Consider the following 21,333-nt stretch of genomic DNA (forward strand, 5'->3'; position numbering starts at 1 on the left):
CGGCTCCTTAGAAATACCCTTGACGCTTTTTCAGCTCCATCGAGCCGGACTGATCGCGATCGATCATCCGCCCCTGGCGTTCACTGGTGGTGGAGACCAGCATTTCTTCGATGATCTCCGGCAGGGTTTGCGCCTGCGAGTCCACCGCGCCGGTCAGCGGCCAGCACCCCAGGGTGCGGAAACGCACCATGCGCTGGCTGATCACTTCGCCCGGCTGCAGATCGATGCGATCGTCGTCCACCATCATCAGCATGCCGTCGCGCTCCACCACCGGGCGTGGTTTCGCCAGGTACAGCGGCACGATGTCGATCTTTTCCAGGAAGATGTACTGCCAGATATCCAGCTCGGTCCAGTTCGACAGCGGGAACACGCGGATGCTCTCCCCTTTGTTGATCTGGCCGTTGTAGTTGTGCCACAGCTCCGGCCGCTGGTTTTTCGGATCCCAGCGGTGGAAGCGATCGCGGAACGAATAGATGCGCTCTTTGGCGCGCGATTTCTCCTCGTCGCGCCGCGCACCGCCGAAGGCAGCGTCGAAACCGTACTTGTTCAACGCCTGCTTCAGGCCCTCGGTTTTCATGATGTCGGTATGCTTGGCGCTGCCGTGCACGAACGGGTTGATGCCCATCGCCACCCCTTCCGGGTTTTTATGCACCAGCAGCTCGAAGTCGTACTCCTTCGCGGTGCGATCGCGGAATTCGTACATTTCGCGGAATTTCCAGCCGGTATCGACGTGCAGCAGCGGGAACGGCAGCGTGCCGGGGAAGAACGCCTTACGCGCCAGGTGCAGCATCACGGAAGAGTCTTTGCCGATGGAATACAGCATCACCGGGTTGGCGAATTCAGCGGCGACTTCACGGATGATATGGATACTCTCCGCCTCCAATTGCCGCAAATGAGTGAGTCGTTTTTCGTCCATAACAGGTCCTTAAAAGCCTTGCCTATGCCAAATTCACGACGGCCGGGCGCGCTGCCCCTTCCGTCTGCGATTGATGCCCGAACCAGGCGATTTGATGGTGCAGTTCCACCACTTCGCCGATCACCAACAGCGCCGGCAGCGGCGCCTGTTGGGCCAGGTGTTCCAGTTGTTCCAGCGTGCCGATCTGCACCTGCTGATCGGCGCGCGTGCCGCGGCTGATCACCGCCACCGGCGTCGCGGCAGCGCGACCGTGGGCGATCAGCCGCTGGCTAATGTCCGCCGCCTTCATCGTGCCCATGTAGATAGCCAACGTCTGCCGCGCCCGAGCCAGATCGGCCCAGTCCAGGCCATCGCCGTCGGGGCGGCAGTGGCCGGTGATAAAGGTCACGCTCTGCGCGTGGTCGCGGTGCGTCAGCGGAATGCCGGCGTAGGCGGTCGCCCCCGCGGCGGCCGTGACGCCCGGCACCACCTGGAAAGGAATGCCGGCGGCGGCGGCCACCTGCAGCTCTTCGCCGCCGCGGCCAAAGATGAACGGATCGCCACCCTTGAGGCGCACCACGCGTTTGCCCTGCTGCGCCAGTTCCACCAGCAGCCGATTGGTCTCCTCCTGGATCACCGAGTGCGCGCCGGCGCGCTTGCCCACGCAGATGCGTTCGGCGTCACGGCGCACCAGATCGAGGATTTCGCCGCTGACCAGATGGTCATACAGCACCACGTCCGCCTGCTGCATCACCTGCAGCCCGCGCAGGGTCAACAGCCCCACGTCGCCCGGCCCGGCGCCCACCAACGCTATCTCGCCCTGGGCGCCCTCATCGCCTGCGGCGAAGCGGTGCAAATCCTGCTCCAGCTGCCGTTCCGCCTGCGCCGTCTGGCCGTTGGCCACCAGCGTGGCGAAACGACCGCCAAAGGTTTTCTCCCAGAAACGGCGACGCTCGCCAATCGAGGCCAGCCGCTGTTTGACCTGGCCGCGCCAGCGGCCCGCCACCTGCGCCATCTGCCCCAAACTGGCGGGTAGCAACGCCTCCAGCTTTTCGCGCAGCAACCGCGCCAGCACCGGCGCCTGGCCGCTGGACGATACGGCCACCACCAGCGGCGAGCGATCGATGATCGACGGGAAGATGAACGAACAACGCGGCTGATCGTCCACCACGTTGGCCAGCACCCGGCGTTTATCCGCCTCGGCGAACACCGCGGCGTTCAGCGCGTTGTCGTCCGTGGCGGCGATCGCCAGAAACACGTCGTCCAGCTGCTGCGGATCAAAGCTTTTCCCCAGCCAGAGCACCTGCCCTTGCTGACGTTGTTGTTCCAGTTCCGGTGAGAGCGACTGCGCAACTATCCGTATTTCAGCCCCGGCGCGCTGAAGCAGATCGACTTTGCGCGCCGCCACGTCACCACCGCCAACGACCAGTACCGGACGTTGTTTCAGGTCGGCGAATATTGGTAGATAGTCCACAACAGCCTTTTCATATAACAGAAAGATAGTGTGACTATACGGGCTGAGATTTAGCCTCTGAAATGACGAAAAGGAATGATTAGTTCCTTTATGGAATATAGGCCGCAACGCCGAAGGCAAACGGTGATACTCACGACAGCAGTTTGCGCGTTGGCACGAAAATTAAGAGACAGGGAAATTGTGTAATGCCGCCCGGCGTCTCATACTGGGTGCCGAAGAAAAATGATCGGCAGCGCCGATAGCAAAGAAGGATTTTTCGGTATGTTTTCCCGTTTTTACCTGAAGACCAGCCTGCTGGCCCTCGCACTCGGCGGCGTCTTCAGCGTGTGTGCCGCACAGCCCGTAAAAGACGCGCCAATGGGCCGTTTCGCCGCCGAACAGACCCGCCACATCGCCACTTACTTCCCCGGCCGCATGGCGGGCAGCCCGGCCGAATTGCTCACCGCCGACTACCTGAAGCAGCAATTCAGCAAGATGGGTTACCAAAGCGATATTCGCAGCGTCAATACGCGCTATCTCTACACCAGCAAAGATGGCAAGAAGAACTGGAACAACGTCACCGCCAGCTCGGTGATCGCCGCCCGCAACGGCGACAGCCCGAAACAAATCGTGGTCGTCGCCCACTTCGACACCTATACGCCGCAGAGCGACGAGGATCTGGATAACAACCTCGGTGGCTTGACGCTGCAGGGCGTCGACGACAACGCCTCCGGCATCGGCGTAATGCTGGAACTGGCGGAACGCCTGAAGAACATCCCAACCGCCTACGGCCTGCGCTTCGTCGCCACCAGCGCCGAAGAGCTCGGTTCGCTGGGGGCGCAGAACTACCTGCAGCGAATGAGTGCGGAAGAGAAAAGCAACACCGTGCTGGTGATCAATCTCGACAGCCTGATCACTGGCGATCGGCTGTACTTCAACGCCGGGCGCAACACGCCGCCGCAGATGGCGAAGCGCTCCCGCGATCGCGCGCTGGATATCGCCCATCGCTACGGCATCGCCGCCGCCACCAATCCAGGCAGCGCACAGCATCCGCAGGGCACCGGCTGCTGCTCCGATCAAGAGGTGTTCGATGCCGCAGGCATCCCGGTATTGTCGGTAGAGGCCACCAACTGGTCGTTGGGGGAGAAGGACGGCTATCAGCAGCGCGCCGTCAGCCCGCACTTCCCGCAGGGCATCACCTGGCACCGCCCGCAATACGACAACCTGCAGTATCTGGATCGCTATCTGCCGGGGCGGATCGACAAACGCAGCCGCGACAGCGTGCAGATCCTGCTGCCGCTGATCAAAGAGTTGGCGCAGGCGCACCCGCCGAAAGCACAAAAGAAAAAGTAGCCTACAAAAAAACAGGGCCCAGCATTGCTGAGCCCTGTCGGGTGATTCGCCTCTTTTAGCCTTCGTGCAGACCGCACTCGCGCTTCAGGCCGAAGAAACGCGTCTCTTCCTCACTCATGCCCGGCTCCCATTTCTGGGTGGTGTGGGTATCGCCTACCGACAGGTAGCCCTGTTCCCACAGCGGGTGATAACTCAGCCCGTGTTCGGTCAGATACTGGTAAATCTTGCGGTTGTCCCAGTCGATGATCGGCAGGATCTTGAACACCCCACGCTGCACCGCCAGCACCGGCAGATTGGCGCGGCTACCGGACTGCTCGCGCCGCAGACCGGCGAACCAGCTCTGCGCCCCCAGCGTCTCCAGCGCGCGGTTCATCGGCTCAACCTTGTTGATCTGGTTGTACTTTTCAATCCCTTCCACGCCCTGTTCCCACAGCTTGCCATAGCGCGCCTCTTGCCAGGCGGGAGACTGTTCGGCGCGGAACACCTGCAGATTCAGCTTCAGCTGGTCGGTCAGTTGATCGATAAAGCGATAGGTTTCCGGGAACAGGTAACCGGTGTCGGTCAGGATCACCGGGATATCCGGCCGGATGCGCGTCACCAGGTGCAGACATACCGCCGCCTGAATGCCGAAACTGGACGAGAGTACGAACTCGCCGGGCAGATGCTCCAGCGCCCATGCAACGCGCTGTTCGGCGCTGAGGGTCTCCAGTTGGCCGTTGACTACCGCCAATGCCAGCGCCTGCCCGGATTTGGGCAACGCGTTCAGCGCCGCCAGATCGAATTCAGCCATGTTGTCTCTCCTGATGCTTGAAATTACCTGCGCGGCCCCTCTGCCCAGAGGCCGCCCGGCCTCACTCCCAGAAATCTCGCGCCGGATCCAGCACCGGTTTGACGATGCCCGCACGCACGGTGAAGTCGCCGAAGCCTTCGCCGCCGTTGCGCTCCTCCGCCCAGCGCCCCACCAACAGGTCGATCTCGCTCAGGATCTCGTCTTCGTTGATGTTCTCGCGGTACATGCGCGGAATGCGCGTGCCTTCGCGGTTGCCGCCCAAATGCAGGTTATAACGGCCGACCGCCTTGCCCACCAGCCCCAGCTCCGCCAGCAGCGCGCGGCCGCAGCCGTTCGGGCAGCCGGTAATGCGCAGCACGATATGCTCGTCGCCCACCCCGTGCCGATGCATGATCCCCTCCACCTTGGTGACGAACTGCGGCAGGAAGCGCTCGGCCTCCGCCATCGCCAGCGGACAGGTCGGGAACGACACGCAGGCCATCGAATTCTTGCGTTGCTCGCTGATCTCGTCGTCGATCAGGCCATGATCGCGCGCTAGGGCTTCGATCTTCGCCTTCTCGCTTTCCGGCACGCCGGCGATGATCACGTTTTGGTTCGCCGTCAGACGGAAGTCACCTTTATGGATCTTGGCGATCTCCGCCATGCCGGTCTTCAGCGGGCGCCCCGGATAGTCCAGCAGGCGGCCGTTCTCGATAAACAGCGTCAGGTGCCATTGATCGTCGATGCCCTTCACCCAACCGATGCGATCGCCGCGGCCGGTGAATTCATACGGCCGGATCGGCGCGAAAGTAATGCCGGCGCGCTTTTCCACTTCGGCGCGGAAAACATCTACCCCGACGCGCTCTAGCGTGTATTTGGTCTTGGCGTTCTTGCGATCGGTGCGGTTGCCCCAGTCGCGCTGCGTGGTCACCACCGCTTCCGCTACCGCCAGCGTATGTTCGAGCGGAATGTAGCCGAACTCGCTGGCCTGGCGCGCGTAGGTTTTCTTGTTGCCGTGTTCGATGGACAGCCCGCCGCCCACCAGCAGGTTGAAGCCTACCAGCTTGCCGTTTTCGGCGATCGCCACAAAGTTCATGTCGTTGGCGTGCAGATCGACGTCGTTCTGTGGCGGGATCACCACCGTGGTTTTAAATTTGCGCGGCAGGTAGGTCGGCCCCAGAATCGGTTCTTCGTCGGTGGTGGCCACCTTTTCCTGATCCAGCCACACCTCGGCGTAGGCGCGGGTGCGCGGCAGCAGGTGTTCGGAGATCTTCTTCGCCCACTCGTAGGCTTCCTGATGCAGCTCGGACTCCACCGGGTTGGAGGTGCACAGCACGTTGCGGTTCACGTCGTTGGCGGTCGCCAGCGCGTCCAGCCCCAGGCGGTTCAGCAGCTGGTGCACCGGTTTGACGTTGCCTTTCAGGATGCCGTGAAACTGGAACGTCTGGCGGTTGGTGATGCGAATGCTGCCGTACAGCGTGCTCTCCTGCGCGAACTTGTCGATGCCCAGCCACTGCTGCGGGCTGATGATGCCGCCCGGCAGGCGGCAGCGCAGCATCATGGCGTGGCGCGGCTCCAGCTTCTGCTCTGCGCGTTCGGCACGAATGTCACGGTCATCCTGCTGGTACATGCCGTGAAAACGGATCAGCAGGAAGTTGTCGCCGTTGAAGCCGCCGGTCAGGCCGTCGTTCAAATCTTCGGCGATGGTGCCACGCAGGAAGTTGCTTTCCTTCTTCATGCGCTCCGCATCGGCCAGTTTGCCTTCGACTACCAAAGGCCCGGGGTGTTTATCACTCATCAGTAAACATCTCGCTGATAACGGCGCTCAAGGCGCAGCTCACTTAAAAATTCATCCGCCTGCTCGGTATCCATGCCACCGTGCTCGGCCACCAGTTCCAGTAATGTGTTTTCCACGTCTTTCGCCATGCGATTGGCATCGCCGCAGACGTAAATGTGCGCGCCTTCCTGAATCCAGCGCCACACTTCCGCGCCCTGTTCGCGCAGTTTGTCTTGTACGTATATTTTATGTTGCTGGTCGCGGGACCAGGCCAGATCGATGCGGGTCAGCAGGCCGTCTTTCACGTAGCGCTGCCATTCGACCTGATACAGGAAATCTTCGGTGAAGTGCGGGTTGCCGAAGAACAGCCAGTTCTTGCCGCCGGCGCCGTCGGCGTCGCGCTGCTGCATAAAGGCGCGGAACGGCGCGATGCCGGTGCCCGGGCCGATCATGATCACCGGCGCTTCCGGATTGGCCGGCAGGCGGAAGTTGTCGTTGTGCTCGATAAACACCCGCACGTCACCGTCTTCCTCCAGGCGATCTGCCAGGAAGCCGGAGGCGCCGCCGCTGCGGGCGCGCCCGTCGATGTCGTAACGCACCACGCCCACGGTGATGTGCACTTCGCTTTCGTTCTCCGCCTGCGAAGAGGCGATGGAGTACAGGCGCGGCGTCAGCGGACGCAGCAGCCCGACCAGCTGTTCGGCGCTCAGATCCGCCGGCGCCTGGCGCACCATGTCGACGATCGGCGTGTTGTGCGCATACTGCTGTAGCGCAGCCTTATCCGCCAACAGACCGATCAGCGTTTCGTCGCGCGACAGCGCGGCGTATTTATCGACGATCGGCGTGGTGTTCTGCGTCAGTTCGAAATGGCTGCGCAGCGCCTGCGCCAGCGGAAGGGTCTGCCCTTCCACCTCGACCGGCTCGTCGCCTTTCAGCCACAACAGCTGCACCAGTTCGTCCACCAGCGCCGGATCGTTGTCGAACCATACGCCGAGCGCATCGCCCGGCTGATAGCGCAGGCCGGAGTCGCCCAGATCGATCTCGATATGGCGCACGTCTTTATCCGACGCGCGGCCGGTAATTTTCTGCTTGACCGCCAGTTGGGCGGTGAGCGGTTGTTCCTTGCTGTACGGACTGCTGTCGATCAGGTTAACCGCGCCGCTGGCCAACACGCCCGGCGCAGCGCTTTCCGCCGGCGCGCGCGCCTTCAGCACCGACACCACCTGTTTGCGCCAGGCGGCGGCCAGCTCCTGGTACTCCACGTCGGCATCTACGCGCTCCACCAGGCGCTCGGCACCCAGCTCGGCCAGCTTGCCGTCGAAATCTTTACCTGACTGGCAGAAATTCTCATAAGAGGTGTCGCCTAACCCGAACACCGCAAACGCGGTGTCATTGAGCTTCGGCGCCTTCTTCGAGAACAGGAATTTATGCAGCGCCACCGCTTCTTCCGCCGGTTCGCCTTCCCCTTGTGTGGAGGCGACGATCACCAACAGGCGCTCTTGCGCTATCTGTTTGAACTTGTAGTCGCCGGCGCTGACCAACGTGGCGCTCAGATTGGCGGCCAACAGATCGTCGCGCAACTGCTCCGCCAGGCGGCGCGCATTGCCGGTCTGCGAAGCGGAAATGATGGTGATGGCGGCCGCAGCCGCAGGGGCGGCAGGCGCAATGGCCACGGCTCCGGGCTGTTGATTGACCATGCCCCAAAAATAACCGGACAGCCACGCCAGCTGCGTCGGCGAATAGTCGCCGATCGTCGCCTGTAAGCGCGCCAGCTGTTCGGGCGTCAGCGGGAGCAAAGATGTTGGAGGAGCCTGAGTCGTCATTGCTGTACTTATTTCCTATACTTAGCGCCTTTCCTGCCAGGCGCGCGCCAGTGCCAGTCGCTGTCTCTTCGCTGCGTCGGGTGTGCGGAAAAGATCAGGAGAGTTTGTAAGGTTACCGAGCAGAATAGCAACGATTAAATAAGGGATAGCAATAAATCATAACCAAAATGACTAAGCTGTTTTTCTGGTAAGGGATAACGCTTAAACCGTTAAACAAAGTTTTTTATCCAGATGAAAATAAAGCACTTTTTTTCATCATTTTTTCACCGTTCAACATTTCGGCTCATAACCCCAGCCGATAGGTGCCGCAGACACCAAACAAAAAAAGTGTTAACCGGGTGCGTTTGCCGTGGCGGTAGACCATAACGGTATAAATGGCAAGCAGGCGCGCTTTCCGGTACTATGCGGCGGTTTTTGAGTCAATGAGGCCGTAATAATGGCAACCACGCTGTTTAAAGATTTTCAGTTTGAAGCCGCACACCGTTTGCCGCATGTACCGGAGGGCCACAAATGCGGCCGTCTGCATGGGCATTCGTTTATGGTGCGTCTGGAAGTGACCGGTGACGTGGATCCCCACACCGGTTGGGTGATGGATTTCGCCGAGCTCAAGGCTGTGTTTTCCCCGATCTGGGAGCGGCTGGATCACCATTATCTGAACGATATTCCAGGATTGGAAAATCCCACCAGCGAAGTGCTCGCCGCCTGGATTTGGCAGCAGCTCAAGCCTCAGTTACCGGAACTGACTGCGGTGATGGTGAAAGAGACCTGTACGGCGGGATGCGTATATAAAGGTTGATGCCGTGAGGGTATGTGCAGATACCCTCACACTACCTCGCCTTGCAGATCCAGGCGCCGCGCCACCCAGGGCCTTTCCGACAGGCTCAGCACCATTCCCCCGCGATAGACAAACGTTTTGCTCTCGCCATCCTCAATGAACGCCGTCTCGTTTTCCATCGCCCGATAGCCGGCGCCGGTATAGTACTTTTCGCTTACCGCAAACAGTATGGAATACGCGATCCCTTTACTGCGCAAATAGTCATGCGCCTTCACCAGCATGTTTGCGGCCACGCCGCGGCGCCGATGCGTTTGTGCCACGGCCACCAGCCCGATGATACCGATCACCTCGGTCTCACCGTCAATCAACACCGGCCGCTTATGCACCGCCAATTGGCCGACGATCGCCTCGCCTTCCGCGGCGGTCACCAGGCAAACCGGCACCTGCCGCCGATAAAATCCGTCGGTTATCTCGGGGAAAGCGTCGGACAACAGCGAGCGAATCGACCGCAATTCCGCTTCCGTCACCGCCTCGAATGCACGCGATACAATTTTCACCGTAACTCCCGTCCCGTTCGAAGGCCCGCGGCCAATAAAAAACTCAGGCGATATTCAGATATTTGTGGGTCTGCATCGACAGCCGCCAATTGCGCGCAATGCAGGTTTCGATGCACAGGCGGGTCGCCTCTTCTTTCTGGCTGATCGGTTGCAGCGCGATAATCCGCGCCTTGTCATCCTGCAACGTCGCCAGCAGCGCATCCAGCGCCTCGATGTCGCGCTCGCGCGCCACCGGATGCTTCACCTCGTCAGCGCGCCGCAGCGCCTGATCCAGCACCTTCATGCCGCCGCGCATATTCACCTTGGGCGAAACCGTCACCCAGGTGTTGGCGGAGCAGCGAATTTCGTGGGTGCCGCTGGTCTCAATCTGGCAACGGTAGCCGTGCTGTTCGAACAGCTCGGTCAGCGGCGCCAGATCGTAAATGCAGGGTTCGCCGCCGGTGATCACCACATGACGCGCGGTGTAGCCTTGTTGGCGCATCACCGCCAACAGCTGCTCGGCGCTGGCATTGCCCCAGGCGTCGCTCTCTTCTGTTTTGACCAGGATCCGTTGCAGGTCGACTTCCCGATGGGCTTCCTTTTCCCAGGTATGTTTGGTATCGCACCAACTGCACCCTACCGGGCAGCCCTGCAGGCGGATGAAAATGGCCGGCACGCCGGTGAAAAAGCCTTCGCCCTGCAAGGTTTGGAACATCTCGTTGATCGGGTACTGCATCGGTTTCTCAATCTGGAAAAGTAAAAAGCGATTATCGCAGATTCCGGCCCGGCGACCAAACGGCCAAAATTGTATTAAATTTTATCCTCCGCGCCGCCATCAGCATATCTCACCGCCAATGGCGTTCATTTAATTTGTTAACCGGTCTTTGGCCTTTCATCGGCGGTGCAACCTGCTCCACAGAAAACAACACGCAGTTAACAAATAAGATAATTATATTTGACATAAAGCGCTGACGCGCAGATGTATATACAAGCAAACACAAGCCGAGCGCCAGTTTCGGCCACGTTCCATCACGACTACATCTGCGTTTAGAGGGTGCCATGACTCATTCCACCAGCGAGTTAAACATTCAACAGGCCATCGACGACAGCAAGTTTTCGCTGTTTCACTGGACCCTGATCATTCTCGGATTCCTGATCCTCGCCATCGACGGTTTCGATACCGCCGCCATGGGCTATATCGCCCCCTCGGTCGCCAAAGACTGGGGCATCGTCAAACAGGATCTGGGGCCGGTGCTGAGCGCCGCGCTGCTGGGGCTGTCGCTCGGCGCGCTGATCGCCGGGCCGATCTCCGACCGCATCGGCCGCAAGCGCGTGCTGGTGTTTTCCTGCCTGTTCTTCGGCCTGTCGAGTTTGGCCACCGCCTACGCCGGTTCGCTCAACAGCCTGACGCTGTGGCGTTTCCTCACCGGCCTCGGGCTGGGGGCGGCGATGCCCAACGCCATTACCTTGATCTCCGAATACGCGCCGCAGCGCTGCCGTTCGCTGGCGATCAACACCATGTACTGCGGCTTTCCGCTGGGCGCGGCCGGCGGCGGCGCCATTTCATCGTGGCTGATCCCGAGCTACGGCTGGCACAGTGTGCTGCTGCTCGGCGCCATTGCGCCGCTGGTATTGACGGTTCTGCTGATCCTGCTGCTGCCGGAGTCGGTTAAATATATGGTTAACCGCGGCCAGGATGCGGCGAAGATCAAGCGCATCGCGCAGCGCTTCGTTAGCCGGAGCCTCGACGGCGTGACGCGTTTTTATCTGTACGAAGAGAAGCTGGCGCAGACCAAGACCAGCGTCGGCCTGCTGTTCAGCCGCCCCTATCTGCTCGGCACGCTGATGCTGTGGCTGACCTACTTTATGGGGCTGGTGATCTACTACGTGTTGCTGAGCTGGATGCCAATCCTGATGCAGGGATTGGGCTATCAGTTGGAGCAATCGGCGATGCTCACCTCGCTGTTCACCTTCGGCGGCACGCTGGGCATCCTGGTGGCCGGCTGGTTGATGGACCGCTGGAATGCGCACAAAGTGGTCTCGAGCGGCTTTGTCGTCACCGCCCTGCTGATCGTGGCGATGGCCACCGAGGATAAACAGATCGTGCTGCTAGGCGCCTTCATCTTCCTGATGGGCGTCACCATGAACGGCGCGCAGTCCGGGCTGCAAACGCTGGCGGCGACATTCTACCCGACCCACAGCCGCGCCACCGGCATCGCCTGGATGCAGGGCATCGGCCGCTTCGGCGGCGTCGCCGGCACCATGATGGGCGCCCAACTGCTGGCCATGCAGTGGGAAGTGCAGAGCATCCTGATGTTCCTGTGCGTGCCGGCGCTGATCGCCGCCATCGCCACGGTGTGCAAGATGAGCCGCAAACCGACGCTGCAGCCGGCCGCCTGACCCTTGCAAGCCCGCCCACGGCGGGCTTTCTTCCTGCGGTGATAGGGCTTTTTTATTCTCCGCCGTCAACTGTAATCAGACTGTAAAAATATTGTGACTAGCCGCCCAAAAATGAGTCAATTTTAATTCATTTTTGCCGAACAGCTCACTTTTCTCCGGCTTTCCGTACCTGAGACCGGCGATAAAAAATCGCATATCAACCTGATATAAAAAGAAAATAACTTTTTCTTATGCCACTTTTCAGCGGCAACTGGTCAGTGTTGCATATGCTTGTACATACAAGTATATGTTAATAAGCCCTATGCATTGTTATGCCGTGGTACTCATCCCCACCGCGGCATGGAATCTGCACCGATACTGTTTGAGGAAACTGCTGTGACTACAAATAACAAAGTTCGCAATGTCGATGTACGCGCGCCACGCGGCACACAATTAAACGCAAAAAGCTGGCTGACCGAAGCGCCGTTACGCATGCTGATGAACAACCTCGATCCTGAAGTTGCGGAGAACCCACACGAGCTGGTGGTGTACGGCGGCATCGGCCGCGCCGCGCGCGACTGGGATTGCTACGACAAGATCGTCGAAACCCTGAAAACGCTGGAAGAAGACGAAACCCTGCTGGTGCAGTCCGGCAAACCGGTCGGCGTCTTCAAAACCCACAGCAACGCGCCGCGCGTGCTGATCGCCAACTCCAACCTGGTGCCGCACTGGGCAACCTGGGAACACTTCAACGAGCTGGACGCCAAAGGCCTGGCGATGTACGGCCAGATGACCGCCGGCAGCTGGATCTACATCGGCAGCCAGGGCATCGTTCAGGGCACCTATGAAACCTTCGTTGAAGCGGGCCGCCAGCACTACGACGGCAGCCTGCAGGGGCGCTGGGTGCTGACCGCCGGTCTGGGCGGCATGGGCGGCGCGCAGCCGCTGGCCGCGACGCTGGCGGGCGCCTGCTCGCTGAACATCGAATGTCAGCAGAGCCGCATCGATTTCCGTCTGAAAACCCGCTACGTCGATGAGCAGGCCAAAGATCTGGACGACGCGCTGGCCCGCATCAAGAAATACACCTCAGAAGGCAAAGCCATCTCCATCGCTCTGTGCGGCAACGCGGCGGAAATCCTGCCTGAGCTGGTGCGCCGCGGCGTGCGCCCGGACATGGTCACCGACCAGACCAGCGCCCACGATCCGCTGAACGGCTACCTGCCGAAGGGCTGGAGCTGGGAAGAATATCGCCAGCGCGCGCAAACCGAGCCGGCCAAAGTGGTCGCCGCCGCCAAGCAGTCGATGGCCGATCACGTCAAAGCCATGCTGGCGTTCCAGCAGATGGGCGTGCCAACCTTCGACTACGGCAACAACATTCGCCAGATGGCGAAAGAAACCGGCGTCGACAACGCCTTCGACTTCCCGGGCTTCGTGCCGGCCTACATCCGTCCGCTGTTCTGCCGCGGTATCGGGCCGTTCCGCTGGGCGGCGCTGTCCGGCGATCCGCAGGACATCTACAAAACCGACGCCATGGTGAAAGAGCTGATCCCGGATGACGAACACCTGCACCGCTGGCTGGACATGGCGCGCGAGCGCATCAGCTTCCAGGGCCTGCCGGCGCGCATCTGCTGGGTTGGCCTCGGCCAGCGCGCCAAGCTGGGCCTGGCGTTCAACGAGATGGTGCGCCGCGGCGAACTGTCCGCCCCGATCGTCATCGGCCGCGACCACCTGGATTCCGGCTCCGTTTCCAGCCCGAACCGTGAAACCGAAGCGATGAAAGACGGTTCCGATGCGGTTTCCGACTGGCCGCTGCTGAACGCCCTGCTGAACACCGCCAGCGGCGCCACCTGGGTTTCCCTGCACCACGGCGGCGGCGTCGGCATGGGCTTCTCCCAACACTCCGGCATGGTGATCGTCTGCGACGGCACCGACGAGGCCGCCGAGCGCATCGCCCGCGTCTTGCACAATGACCCGGCTACCGGGGTCATGCGTCACGCCGACGCCGGTTACGATATCGCTATCGACTGCGCCCGCGAGCAAGGCCTGAACCTGCCGATGGTTGCCGCGACCCAAGGAGAAAAAGCATGAAAGCGCTGACTATTCGCCCGGGCAAACTGACGCTGGCCCAGCTACGCGACGTGTATCAACATCCGGTGACGCTGACGCTGGACGACAACGCCTACGGCCCTATCCAACAGAGCGTGGCCTGCGTGGAACGCATCGTTGAAGAAAACCGCACCACTTACGGCATCAACACCGGGTTTGGCCTACTGGCTTCGACCCGCATCGCCCGCGACGATTTGGAAAACCTGCAGCGTTCGATCGTGCTGTCACACGCCGCCGGCGTGGGCGAGCCGACCGACGACAACCTGGTGCGCCTGATCATGGTGCTGAAGATCAACAGCCTGTCGCGCGGCTTCTCCGGCATTCGTCTGGAAGTCATTCAGGCGCTGATCGCGCTGGTCAACGCCGAAGTTTATCCGCATATTCCGCTGAAAGGCTCAGTCGGCGCCTCCGGCGACCTGGCGCCGCTGGCGCACATGAGCCTGGTGTTGCTGGGCGAAGGCCAGGCGCGCCATCAGGGCCAATGGCTGCCGGCGACCGAAGCGCTGGCCAAAGCCGGCCTGAAACCGCTGACGCTGGCGGCGAAAGAGGGCCTGGCGCTGCTGAACGGCACCCAAGTCTCCGCCGCCTTCGCGCTGCGCGGCCTGTTCGATGCCGAAGATCTGTTCGCCGCGGCGACCGTGGCGGGCAGTCTGACGGTGGAAGCGGCGCTGGGCTCTCGCAGCCCGTTCGATGCGCGTATCCACGAGGTGCGCGGCCAGCGCGGCCAGATCGACGCCGCCCTCGCCTATCGCCACCTGCTCGGCGCGCGCAGCGAAGTCTCCGACTCGCACCGCAACTGTGAAAAAGTGCAGGATCCTTACTCCCTGCGCTGCCAGCCACAGGTGATGGGCGCCTGCCTGACGCAGATCCGCCAGGCCGCCGAGGTGCTGGAAATCGAAGCCAACGCCGTCTCCGATAACCCGCTGGTGTTCGCCGAACAGGGCGACGTGCTGTCCGGCGGCAACTTCCACGCCGAACCGGTAGCGATGGCCGCCGATAACCTGGCGCTGGCGTTTGCCGAAATCGGTTCGCTGTCCGAACGCCGCATCTCGCTGATGATGGACAAACACATGTCGCAACTGCCGCCGTTCCTGGTGGAAAACGGCGGCGTGAACTCCGGCTTCATGATCGCCCAGGTCACCGCCGCGGCGCTGGCCAGCGAAAACAAAGCGCTGGCGCATCCGTCGAGCGTCGACAGCATCCCGACCTCCGCCAACCAGGAAGACCACGTCTCCATGGCGCCGGCCGCCGGTCGCCGCCTGTGGAGCATGGCGGACAACGTGCGCGGCATTCTGGCGGTCGAATGGCTGGCCGCCTGCCAGGGCCTGGATTTCCGCAACGGCCTGAAGACCTCGGAAGGTCTGGAGCAGGCGCGCCGTCTGCTGCGCGAGCATGTCAGTTTCTACGACAAGGATCGTTTCTTCGCCCCCGACATTGAAGCCGCCAGCCAACTTTTGGCGGCCGGTCACCTGACATCGCTGCTGCCTGCGGCGCTGCTGCCTAGCCAGGCATAATCATCACACACTGAATCACGCAGTTTGTTCTGCCCCGCCGGGTGCATTCCACCCGGCGCGGGCAGCGCGTGCCTGTTCGGCAAACACTTAACGGGAAACAACATGCGTAACGAAACGACACAACTCAGACGCGGACTAAACGCGCGGCATATCCGTTTCATGGCTCTCGGCTCGGCGATCGGCACCGGCCTGTTCTACGGCTCCGCCGGCGCCATCCAGCTGGCCGGCCCGGCCGTGCTGCTGGCCTACCTGGTGGGCGGCGCGGCGGTGTTCATGGTGATGCGCGCGCTGGGTGAAATGGCGGTGCACCAGCCGGTTTCCGGCTCGTTCGGCCACTACGCCAGCCACTACCTCGGCCCGCTGGCCGGGTTCCTCACCGGCTGGACCTACACCTTTGAAATGGTGATCGTCGCCCTGGCGGACGTCACCGCCTTCGGCATCTATATGGGGCTGTGGTTCCCGGACGTCGCTCAGTGGGTTTGGGTGCTCAGCATCATCCTGTTTATTGGCGCGCTCAACCTGTGCAGCGTCAAGGTCTTCGGCGAGCTGGAGTTCTGGCTGTCGCTGGTCAAGGTCGCCGCCATCGTGGCGATGATCGTCGGCGGTGCGGCGGTGATGCTGTTCGGTTTCGGGCAAACCCAACACGCCACCGGTATCAGCAACCTGTGGCAACACGGCGGCTTTATGCCTAACGGCTTCGGCGGCGTGGTCGCGTCATTAGCGGTGGTGATGTTCGCCTTCGGCGGCATCGAGATCATCGGCATTACCGCCAGCGAGGCGAAAGACCCCGCCAAAGTGCTGCCGAAGGCGATCAACGCCGTACCGGTGCGCATCCTGCTGTTTTACGTGCTGACGCTGACGGTGCTGATGGCGATCTATCCGTGGAACAGTATCGGCCAGAACGGCAGCCCGTTCGTCGAGATTTTCAGCAACCTTGGCATCAGTTCCGCCGCCAACGTGCTGAACGTGGTGGTGATCACCGCGGCCATTTCGGCCATCAACAGCGACATCTTCGGCGCCGGCCGCATGATGTACGGCATGGCGCAGGACGGCCAGGCGCCGCGCAGCTTCACCAAACTGACCGCCAGCGGCGTGCCGTGGATGACGGTGCTGGTGATGTCAGTCGCCCTGCTGCTGGCGGTGGTGCTCAACTACCTGATCCCGGAGAAGGTCTTCATGATCATCGCCTCGATCGCCACCTTCGCCACCGTCTGGGTGTGGCTGATGATCCTGCTGTCGCAGATCGTCATGCGCCGCACGCTGTCGCCGGAAGAAACTCGTCAGTTGAGCTTCCCGGTGCCGTGGTGGCCGGTGGCGCCGGCATTGGCGACCGCCTTTATGGCGTTCGTCATCGGTCTGCTCGGCTACTTCGAAGAGAGCCGCATCGCGCTGTACGTCGGGCTGGTGTGGATCGCTTTACTCACCGTGGCTTACTGGCTGTGGGTGCGCAAAAAAGGCGGCGGCTCGCCGGTGACCGCGGCGACGCAACAGATGTAACGCCCGCTGTTGATAAAACCCGCTGCGGCGGGTTTTTTTATTGCGCTTGCGCCAGCGCCTGCAGGATATCGGCCTGCAGATCGTCAAACGCCTCCAGCCCGGCGGACAGCCGCACCAGCCCCTCGCTGATGTGGTGCCGTTTCCGCTCTTCCGGCGTGTAGGCCGAGTGCGTCATGCTGGCCGGGTGTTGCGCCAGGCTTTCGCAATCGCCCAGGCTGACCGCGCGCAAAATGAGCTGCAGCGCATTGAGGAAGCAAATGCCTGCACGCATGCCGCCCCGCAGTTCAAACGCCAGCATGCCGCCGGGGCGCGCCATTTGCCGCTGCGCCAACGCATACTGCGGGAAGTTCGCCAGGCCGGGGTAATACACCCGCTCGACCGCCGGATGCTCCGCCAACATCTCTGCCAGGCGCTGCGCGTTATCGCAATGACGATCCATGCGCAGCGGCAAGGTTTTCATCCCACGCAGCACCAGCGCGGCATCCTGCGCCGACAGTACCGCCCCGTTCATGTCCTTTAGCCCCTCCAGACGGATCGCCTCGGCCAACGCCTGGCGCGTCACCGCTATCCCGGCCAAGAGATCGCCGTGCCCGCCGAGGTACTTGGTCGCCGAGTGCACCACGATATCGGCACCTAACGCCAAGGGCCGCTGTAGATAGGGCGTGCAGTAGGTGTTGTCCACCAGCAGCAGCGCCTGATGCCGATGGGCAATCTCCGCTACGGCGGCGATATCGACCAAGCGCATATTGGGATTGGCCGGGGTTTCGCAATACACCAGTCGGGTATGCGGACCCATGGCCGACGCTAGCCGCTCCGGCCGGGTCAGGTCAACGTGGGTTATCTTGACGCCGAAGCGTGCCAAGCCATGATGAAAGTAGCTGAAGGTACAGCCATAGACGGTTTCATCGACAATCAGCTCATCGCCCGGTCTGAGCAGCGTCCAGCAACACGCGGTGATCGCCCCCATACCGGAAGCGAACGCCACCGCCGCCTCCCCCTCCTCCAGGTTGGCGATGCGTTGCTCGAGCAGGGTTAACGTCGGATTGGCGATGCGCGAATAAAAGTACCCCGGCTCGGTGCCGGCAAAGCAGGCACCGCCGTATTCCGCGGTGGGAAAAGCAAACGTAGAGCTCATAAACACCGGCGGAGACAGTGCCCCCTGATACCGCTGCGGATCGTAGCCGTAATGAATAGCCCGGGTGGCAAAGTCGTGGCCAACTGCTGTAGCGGACATAACACAACTCCTTACCTGAGTGGGTGAAGCTTAATTCGTTGATTCATCCGAAAGGGCCGGCGGCAATGCGCTGTCTCGCGTGCGCTGGCCGATGATTTGTAAAGTACGCAGCAGCAGCGTCAACCCCAGCAGGGTATCCGGCTGCTTCAGCAAGGCGTACAGCGCGCGAAAACTGGCCGGCGGAGGATTCAATTGCAGCTCGCTGTGCGCCATCTGCAACGCAGTCCCCCCCTCCCAACCGACCGTAACCAGCCCTTCAAACACGCCGGCCAGTTTCTCCACCAGCGCGTTGTCGGCGATATCCACCACGTCCGACAACAGCGACAACAGATCGACCACGTTATCCAACCGCCCGCCCGCCAGCAGCGGCTGCAATTTCTCGAGCAACGCCGCCAATGATTGCAGGTCCGCCGCATGCACCGTGCTTTCCGTCATATCAGCCCCCTTACCGTGGCCCAGTAAAGGCCACGGTTAAACCCATTGCGCAGCATGCCGCCTACCTTGGTGGCGGGCGTCGGCAGTACGTCATGCCGGTAGTCGTAGACCAGCGGCATGCCGGCATTCAGCCCCATTTGCGCGACCGCCTGCACCTTGCCATCGTAATGGCTCACGGGCTGGCCCAGCCGCATTTCCGCCACGATGTTGTCGGCAATGACCGGCGCCTGATTATGGCAAGAGCCGCCGGCCTTGCTGACCGGCAAATCCACGGTATCGCCGATCACATATACGCCCTGCTGGCCGTAGACCTGCAGCGTTTGATGATCGGTTGGCAGCCAGCCTTCGCCGTTTTGACTCTCGCTCAACCCGGTATTGCGCACCGCCTCGACTGCGCGAATCGGCGGCGTTGCCATCAGAATGTCGAACGGCTGTTCTTCCCCTTCGGCGGAATAGGCGATGTTACGCTGGGCGTCTACCCGGCTGAGGGTAAACCCACGCTGGTGGCGAATGTCGCGCGCGGCAAAAATGGCGGGTAGCGCTTCGCCGGTCGGCCGCTGCAAAAACAGGCAGTTGCGCAGCAGTTGGGAAATGGTCGGGTAGGTGTACACAATCTCTACCGCCTTGCGCACGCCGCGCCGCCGCAGGTAGTCGTCCAGCATCAAGGTGGTTTCGATCGGCGCAATGCCGCACTGATGGGGCACGTTGGGCGTTTCGGGGAAGGACACGGTGATGAAAATTCGGCCTTTTTCGATCGTCGCCAGCTTATGCGCCAGCCGCCTGGCGGCCTGATACTGATAAAAATGATCGCCCGCCTGCGCCAATCCTTCGATGCGTTCTGGCCAAGGGACACAGCCGGTAGCAAAGACCAGAAAGTCATAGGAATAAATTTTACCGCTTTGCGTAGCTATACTTCGCTGTTTTAAATCGAAAGATTGCGCTTTATCAACAATAAACTGTATTTCAGGCCGCAATAAACTCCGCTGTGAACGCGTGAGCTCTTGCTTGAAAAAAGCATTGAACGCCACATACATAAACGCCGGCTTGTAATAATGCAGCGGCGAATCCGATATCATTAATAACTCGACTTTATTATTAATAATCTCTTGGTGTAATTTTGCGGCCAATAAATTGGCCAGGATGGTGCCGCCGGTTCCACCGCCGATAATGATGATTCGCTGTCGCATCAAGCCCCCGCTCAACCGGCCAGCAAGCCGGCAGTATTAAGGTATGGTGATGATGAAGTTCTACGGCAGAACGGCGAGAAATAAACTGCCTTATTGGCAGTCTAGTAACGAATAGTTATAAAGCAAATAAAATGGGAATATAAAAACGGGAAAGAGAGATATCGGAATAAATTTACCCCGTTAAAAACTACCGTTTTTAATAAATAACTACTGGTTAATATATCGGTTATAGCTATAAAAAAACCCGCCGCAGCGGGTTTTTATTTAACAACCGAATCGGTCGAACTTACTGGCCTTTAACTTCTTTCAGGCCGTTGAATGGCGCACGGTCACCCAGCGCTTCTTCGATACGGATCAGTTGGTTGTATTTAGCAACGCGGTCAGAACGGCTCATGGAGCCGGTTTTGATCTGGCCAGCCGCAGTCCCTACCGCCAGGTCGGCGATGGTCGCGTCTTCGGTTTCACCGGAACGGTGAGAGATCACCGCGGTGTAACCAGCGTCTTTCGCCATCTTGATTGCAGCCAGCGTTTCGGTCAGAGAACCGATCTGGTTGAATTTGATCAGGATGGAGTTAGCGATGCCTTTCTCGATGCCTTCTTTCAGGATCTTGGTGTTGGTCACGAACAGGTCGTCGCCCACCAGCTGAATTTTGTCGCCCAGCACTTTGGTCTGGTAAGCGAAGCCCGCCCAGTCAGATTCATCCAAGCCGTCTTCGATAGACACGATTGGGTACTGTTTGGTCAGCTCTTCCAGGAAGTGAGTGAACTCTTCGGAAGTGAAGGCTTTATTGCCTTCGCCGGCCAGCACGTATTTACCGTCTTTGTAGAATTCGGAAGCCGCGCAGTCCATCGCCAGAGTAACGTCTTTGCCCAGCTCGTAGCCCGCCGCTTTTACCGCTTCAGCGATAACGGCCAGCGCTTCGGCGTTGGAACCCAGGTTTGGCGCGTAGCCGCCTTCGTCGCCCACGGCGGTGTTCATGCCTTTGGCTTTCAGAACTTTCGCCAGGTGGTGGAACACTTCAGAACCGATGCGCACCGCTTCTTTCAGGGTCTTCGCGCCAACCGGCTGAATCATGAATTCCTGAATGTCGACGTTGTTGTCAGCGTGCTCGCCGCCGTTGATGATGTTCATCATCGGCAGTGGCATGGAGAATTTGCCTGGGGTGCCGTTCAGTTCAGCGATGTGCTCATACAGCGGCATGCCTTTAGAGGCTGCGGCCGCTTTCGCTGCTGCCAGGGAAACCGCCAGAATGGCGTTGGCGCCGAAGTTGGATTTGTTTTCGGTGCCGTCCAGATCGATCATGATCTTGTCGATGTTCGCCTGGTCTTTGGCATCTTTACCCAGTACTGCCTGAGCAATCGGACCGTTTACTGCAGCAACGGCTTTCAGTACGCCTTTACCCAGGAAACGAGACTTGTCACCGTCACGCAGTTCCAGCGCTTCGCGGGAACCGGTAGAAGCACCTGACGGCGCAGCAGCCAAGCCGACGAAACCGCCTTCCAGATGAACTTCGGCTTCAACAGTCGGGTTACCGCGGGAGTCGATGATTTCACGACCGATGACTTTAACGATTTTGGACATTAGGTTTTCCTCAGTACA

General features: G+C 60.5%; 17 protein-coding genes. 6 read left to right on the forward strand and 11 right to left on the reverse strand.

Annotated features, from left to right (window positions below):
* Nucleotides 1–7: 7 nt before the first annotated feature.
* Together cysD and cysG are read right to left on the reverse strand one after the other, a co-directional pair.
* Complete coding sequence (cysD, locus tag ACJ8J4_RS14625; protein ID WP_264383798.1) at nt 8–916, reverse strand: sulfate adenylyltransferase subunit CysD; 909 nt, start codon at nt 914–916, stop codon at nt 8–10.
* A 22-nt stretch (nt 917–938) separates the two neighbouring features.
* Nucleotides 939–2,369 (reverse strand): siroheme synthase CysG, encoded by a 1,431-nt coding sequence (cysG, locus tag ACJ8J4_RS14630; RefSeq protein WP_043135853.1) that lies wholly within the window; start codon nt 2,367–2,369, stop codon nt 939–941.
* A gap of 261 nt (nt 2,370–2,630) precedes the next feature.
* On the opposite strand from cysG, the gene ACJ8J4_RS14635 reads away from it, so the two are divergent.
* The gene (locus tag ACJ8J4_RS14635) at nt 2,631–3,701 is read left to right on the forward strand and encodes an aminopeptidase (protein ID WP_025301612.1); all 1,071 of its coding nucleotides are present in this window, start codon (nt 2,631–2,633) and stop codon (nt 3,699–3,701) included.
* Between the two features lie 55 nt (nt 3,702–3,756).
* Here ACJ8J4_RS14635 and ACJ8J4_RS14640 read toward each other — a convergent pair whose 3' ends face one another.
* The 3 genes from ACJ8J4_RS14640 to cysJ all read right to left on the reverse strand — a co-directional run bounded on the left by ACJ8J4_RS14640 (nt 3,757) and on the right by cysJ (nt 8,070).
* Nucleotides 3,757–4,491, reverse strand: a complete 735-nt coding sequence (locus ACJ8J4_RS14640; protein WP_016929052.1) for a phosphoadenylyl-sulfate reductase — start codon at nt 4,489–4,491, stop codon at nt 3,757–3,759.
* A 61-nt stretch (nt 4,492–4,552) separates the two neighbouring features.
* Nucleotides 4,553–6,268, reverse strand: a complete 1,716-nt coding sequence (gene cysI, locus ACJ8J4_RS14645; RefSeq protein WP_148123136.1) for an assimilatory sulfite reductase (NADPH) hemoprotein subunit — start codon at nt 6,266–6,268, stop codon at nt 4,553–4,555.
* On the reverse strand, nt 6,268–8,070 hold the full coding sequence (cysJ, locus tag ACJ8J4_RS14650) for an NADPH-dependent assimilatory sulfite reductase flavoprotein subunit (protein WP_099816573.1): 1,803 nt from the start codon (nt 8,068–8,070) through the stop codon (nt 6,268–6,270). Before cysJ ends, cysI begins: the two co-directional genes overlap by 1 nt.
* 436 nt (nt 8,071–8,506) lie before the next feature.
* Here cysJ and queD point away from each other — a divergent pair, with 436 nt between their 5' ends.
* On the forward strand, nt 8,507–8,866 hold the full coding sequence (gene queD / locus ACJ8J4_RS14655; RefSeq protein ID WP_025301608.1) for a 6-carboxytetrahydropterin synthase QueD: 360 nt from the start codon (nt 8,507–8,509) through the stop codon (nt 8,864–8,866).
* A 26-nt stretch (nt 8,867–8,892) separates the two neighbouring features.
* On the opposite strand, the gene ACJ8J4_RS14660 is transcribed toward queD, so the two are convergent.
* Both ACJ8J4_RS14660 and queE read right to left on the reverse strand, forming a co-directional pair.
* Nucleotides 8,893–9,402 (reverse strand): GNAT family N-acetyltransferase, encoded by a 510-nt coding sequence (locus ACJ8J4_RS14660; RefSeq protein ID WP_053085969.1) that lies wholly within the window; start codon nt 9,400–9,402, stop codon nt 8,893–8,895.
* A 43-nt stretch (nt 9,403–9,445) separates the two neighbouring features.
* Nucleotides 9,446–10,117: a 7-carboxy-7-deazaguanine synthase QueE gene (queE, locus tag ACJ8J4_RS14665; RefSeq protein WP_004932641.1), complete on the reverse strand. Its 672-nt coding sequence runs from the start codon at nt 10,115–10,117 to the stop codon at nt 9,446–9,448.
* A 323-nt stretch (nt 10,118–10,440) separates the two neighbouring features.
* Between queE and ACJ8J4_RS14670 the strand changes: the two genes are divergently transcribed.
* The 4 genes from ACJ8J4_RS14670 to ACJ8J4_RS14685 all read left to right on the forward strand — a co-directional run bounded on the left by ACJ8J4_RS14670 (nt 10,441) and on the right by ACJ8J4_RS14685 (nt 16,877).
* The gene (locus tag ACJ8J4_RS14670) at nt 10,441–11,781 is read left to right on the forward strand and encodes an MFS transporter (protein ID WP_025301605.1); all 1,341 of its coding nucleotides are present in this window, start codon (nt 10,441–10,443) and stop codon (nt 11,779–11,781) included.
* Nucleotides 11,782–12,156: 375 nt separating this feature from the next.
* Nucleotides 12,157–13,848 carry a urocanate hydratase gene (gene hutU, locus ACJ8J4_RS14675; protein ID WP_025159649.1) on the forward strand — a complete coding sequence of 564 codons (1,692 nt, stop codon included), beginning with the start codon at nt 12,157–12,159 and terminating at the stop codon, nt 13,846–13,848.
* Nucleotides 13,845–15,380, forward strand: coding sequence for a histidine ammonia-lyase (hutH, locus tag ACJ8J4_RS14680; protein WP_025301604.1), 1,536 nt, complete (start codon nt 13,845–13,847; stop codon nt 15,378–15,380). Before hutU ends, hutH begins: the two co-directional genes overlap by 4 nt.
* A gap of 102 nt (nt 15,381–15,482) precedes the next feature.
* Nucleotides 15,483–16,877 (forward strand): amino acid permease, encoded by a 1,395-nt coding sequence (locus tag ACJ8J4_RS14685; RefSeq protein WP_025301603.1) that lies wholly within the window; start codon nt 15,483–15,485, stop codon nt 16,875–16,877.
* Nucleotides 16,878–16,914: 37 nt separating this feature from the next.
* On the opposite strand, the gene ACJ8J4_RS14690 is transcribed toward ACJ8J4_RS14685, so the two are convergent.
* From ACJ8J4_RS14690 to eno, 4 genes are all read right to left on the reverse strand, one after another.
* Entirely contained in the window at nt 16,915–18,111 is a 1,197-nt protein-coding gene (locus tag ACJ8J4_RS14690) for a methionine gamma-lyase (RefSeq protein ID WP_197836206.1), read from the reverse strand.
* A gap of 30 nt (nt 18,112–18,141) precedes the next feature.
* Nucleotides 18,142–18,546: a hypothetical protein gene (locus ACJ8J4_RS14695; protein ID WP_080271238.1), complete on the reverse strand. Its 405-nt coding sequence runs from the start codon at nt 18,544–18,546 to the stop codon at nt 18,142–18,144.
* Entirely contained in the window at nt 18,543–19,733 is a 1,191-nt protein-coding gene (locus ACJ8J4_RS14700) for an NAD(P)/FAD-dependent oxidoreductase (RefSeq protein ID WP_025301600.1), read from the reverse strand. Before ACJ8J4_RS14700 ends, ACJ8J4_RS14695 begins: the two co-directional genes overlap by 4 nt.
* Before the next feature lie 286 nt (nt 19,734–20,019).
* Nucleotides 20,020–21,315 (reverse strand): phosphopyruvate hydratase, encoded by a 1,296-nt coding sequence (gene eno, locus ACJ8J4_RS14705; RefSeq protein ID WP_025301599.1) that lies wholly within the window; start codon nt 21,313–21,315, stop codon nt 20,020–20,022.
* Between the last annotated feature and the right edge of the window lie 18 nt (nt 21,316–21,333).

It is taken from the genome of Serratia sp. CY47280, assembly GCF_052168655.1.
GTDB lineage: Bacteria > Pseudomonadota > Gammaproteobacteria > Enterobacterales > Enterobacteriaceae > Serratia > Serratia bockelmannii.

Excerpts from the sequence above, each read along its gene's own strand:
- cysD (WP_264383798.1), bottom strand. The coding sequence starts at position 916 with ATGGACGAAAAACGACTCACTCATTTGCGGCAATTGGAGGCGGAGAGT.
- ACJ8J4_RS14635 (WP_025301612.1), top strand. The coding sequence starts at position 2,631 with ATGTTTTCCCGTTTTTACCTGAAGACCAGCCTGCTGGCCCTCGCACTC.
- ACJ8J4_RS14640 (WP_016929052.1), bottom strand. The coding sequence starts at position 4,491 with ATGGCTGAATTCGATCTGGCGGCGCTGAACGCGTTGCCCAAATCCGGG.
- cysI (WP_148123136.1), bottom strand. The coding sequence starts at position 6,268 with ATGAGTGATAAACACCCCGGGCCTTTGGTAGTCGAAGGCAAACTGGCC.
- cysJ (WP_099816573.1), bottom strand. The coding sequence starts at position 8,070 with ATGACGACTCAGGCTCCTCCAACATCTTTGCTCCCGCTGACGCCCGAA.
- queD (WP_025301608.1), top strand. The coding sequence starts at position 8,507 with ATGGCAACCACGCTGTTTAAAGATTTTCAGTTTGAAGCCGCACACCGT.
- queE (WP_004932641.1), bottom strand. The coding sequence starts at position 10,117 with ATGCAGTACCCGATCAACGAGATGTTCCAAACCTTGCAGGGCGAAGGC.
- ACJ8J4_RS14670 (WP_025301605.1), top strand. The coding sequence starts at position 10,441 with ATGACTCATTCCACCAGCGAGTTAAACATTCAACAGGCCATCGACGAC.
- hutH (WP_025301604.1), top strand. The coding sequence starts at position 13,845 with ATGAAAGCGCTGACTATTCGCCCGGGCAAACTGACGCTGGCCCAGCTA.
- ACJ8J4_RS14685 (WP_025301603.1), top strand. The coding sequence starts at position 15,483 with ATGCGTAACGAAACGACACAACTCAGACGCGGACTAAACGCGCGGCAT.
- ACJ8J4_RS14690 (WP_197836206.1), bottom strand. The coding sequence starts at position 18,111 with ATGTCCGCTACAGCAGTTGGCCACGACTTTGCCACCCGGGCTATTCAT.
- ACJ8J4_RS14695 (WP_080271238.1), bottom strand. The coding sequence starts at position 18,546 with ATGACGGAAAGCACGGTGCATGCGGCGGACCTGCAATCATTGGCGGCG.
- ACJ8J4_RS14700 (WP_025301600.1), bottom strand. The coding sequence starts at position 19,733 with ATGCGACAGCGAATCATCATTATCGGCGGTGGAACCGGCGGCACCATC.
- eno (WP_025301599.1), bottom strand. The coding sequence starts at position 21,315 with ATGTCCAAAATCGTTAAAGTCATCGGTCGTGAAATCATCGACTCCCGC.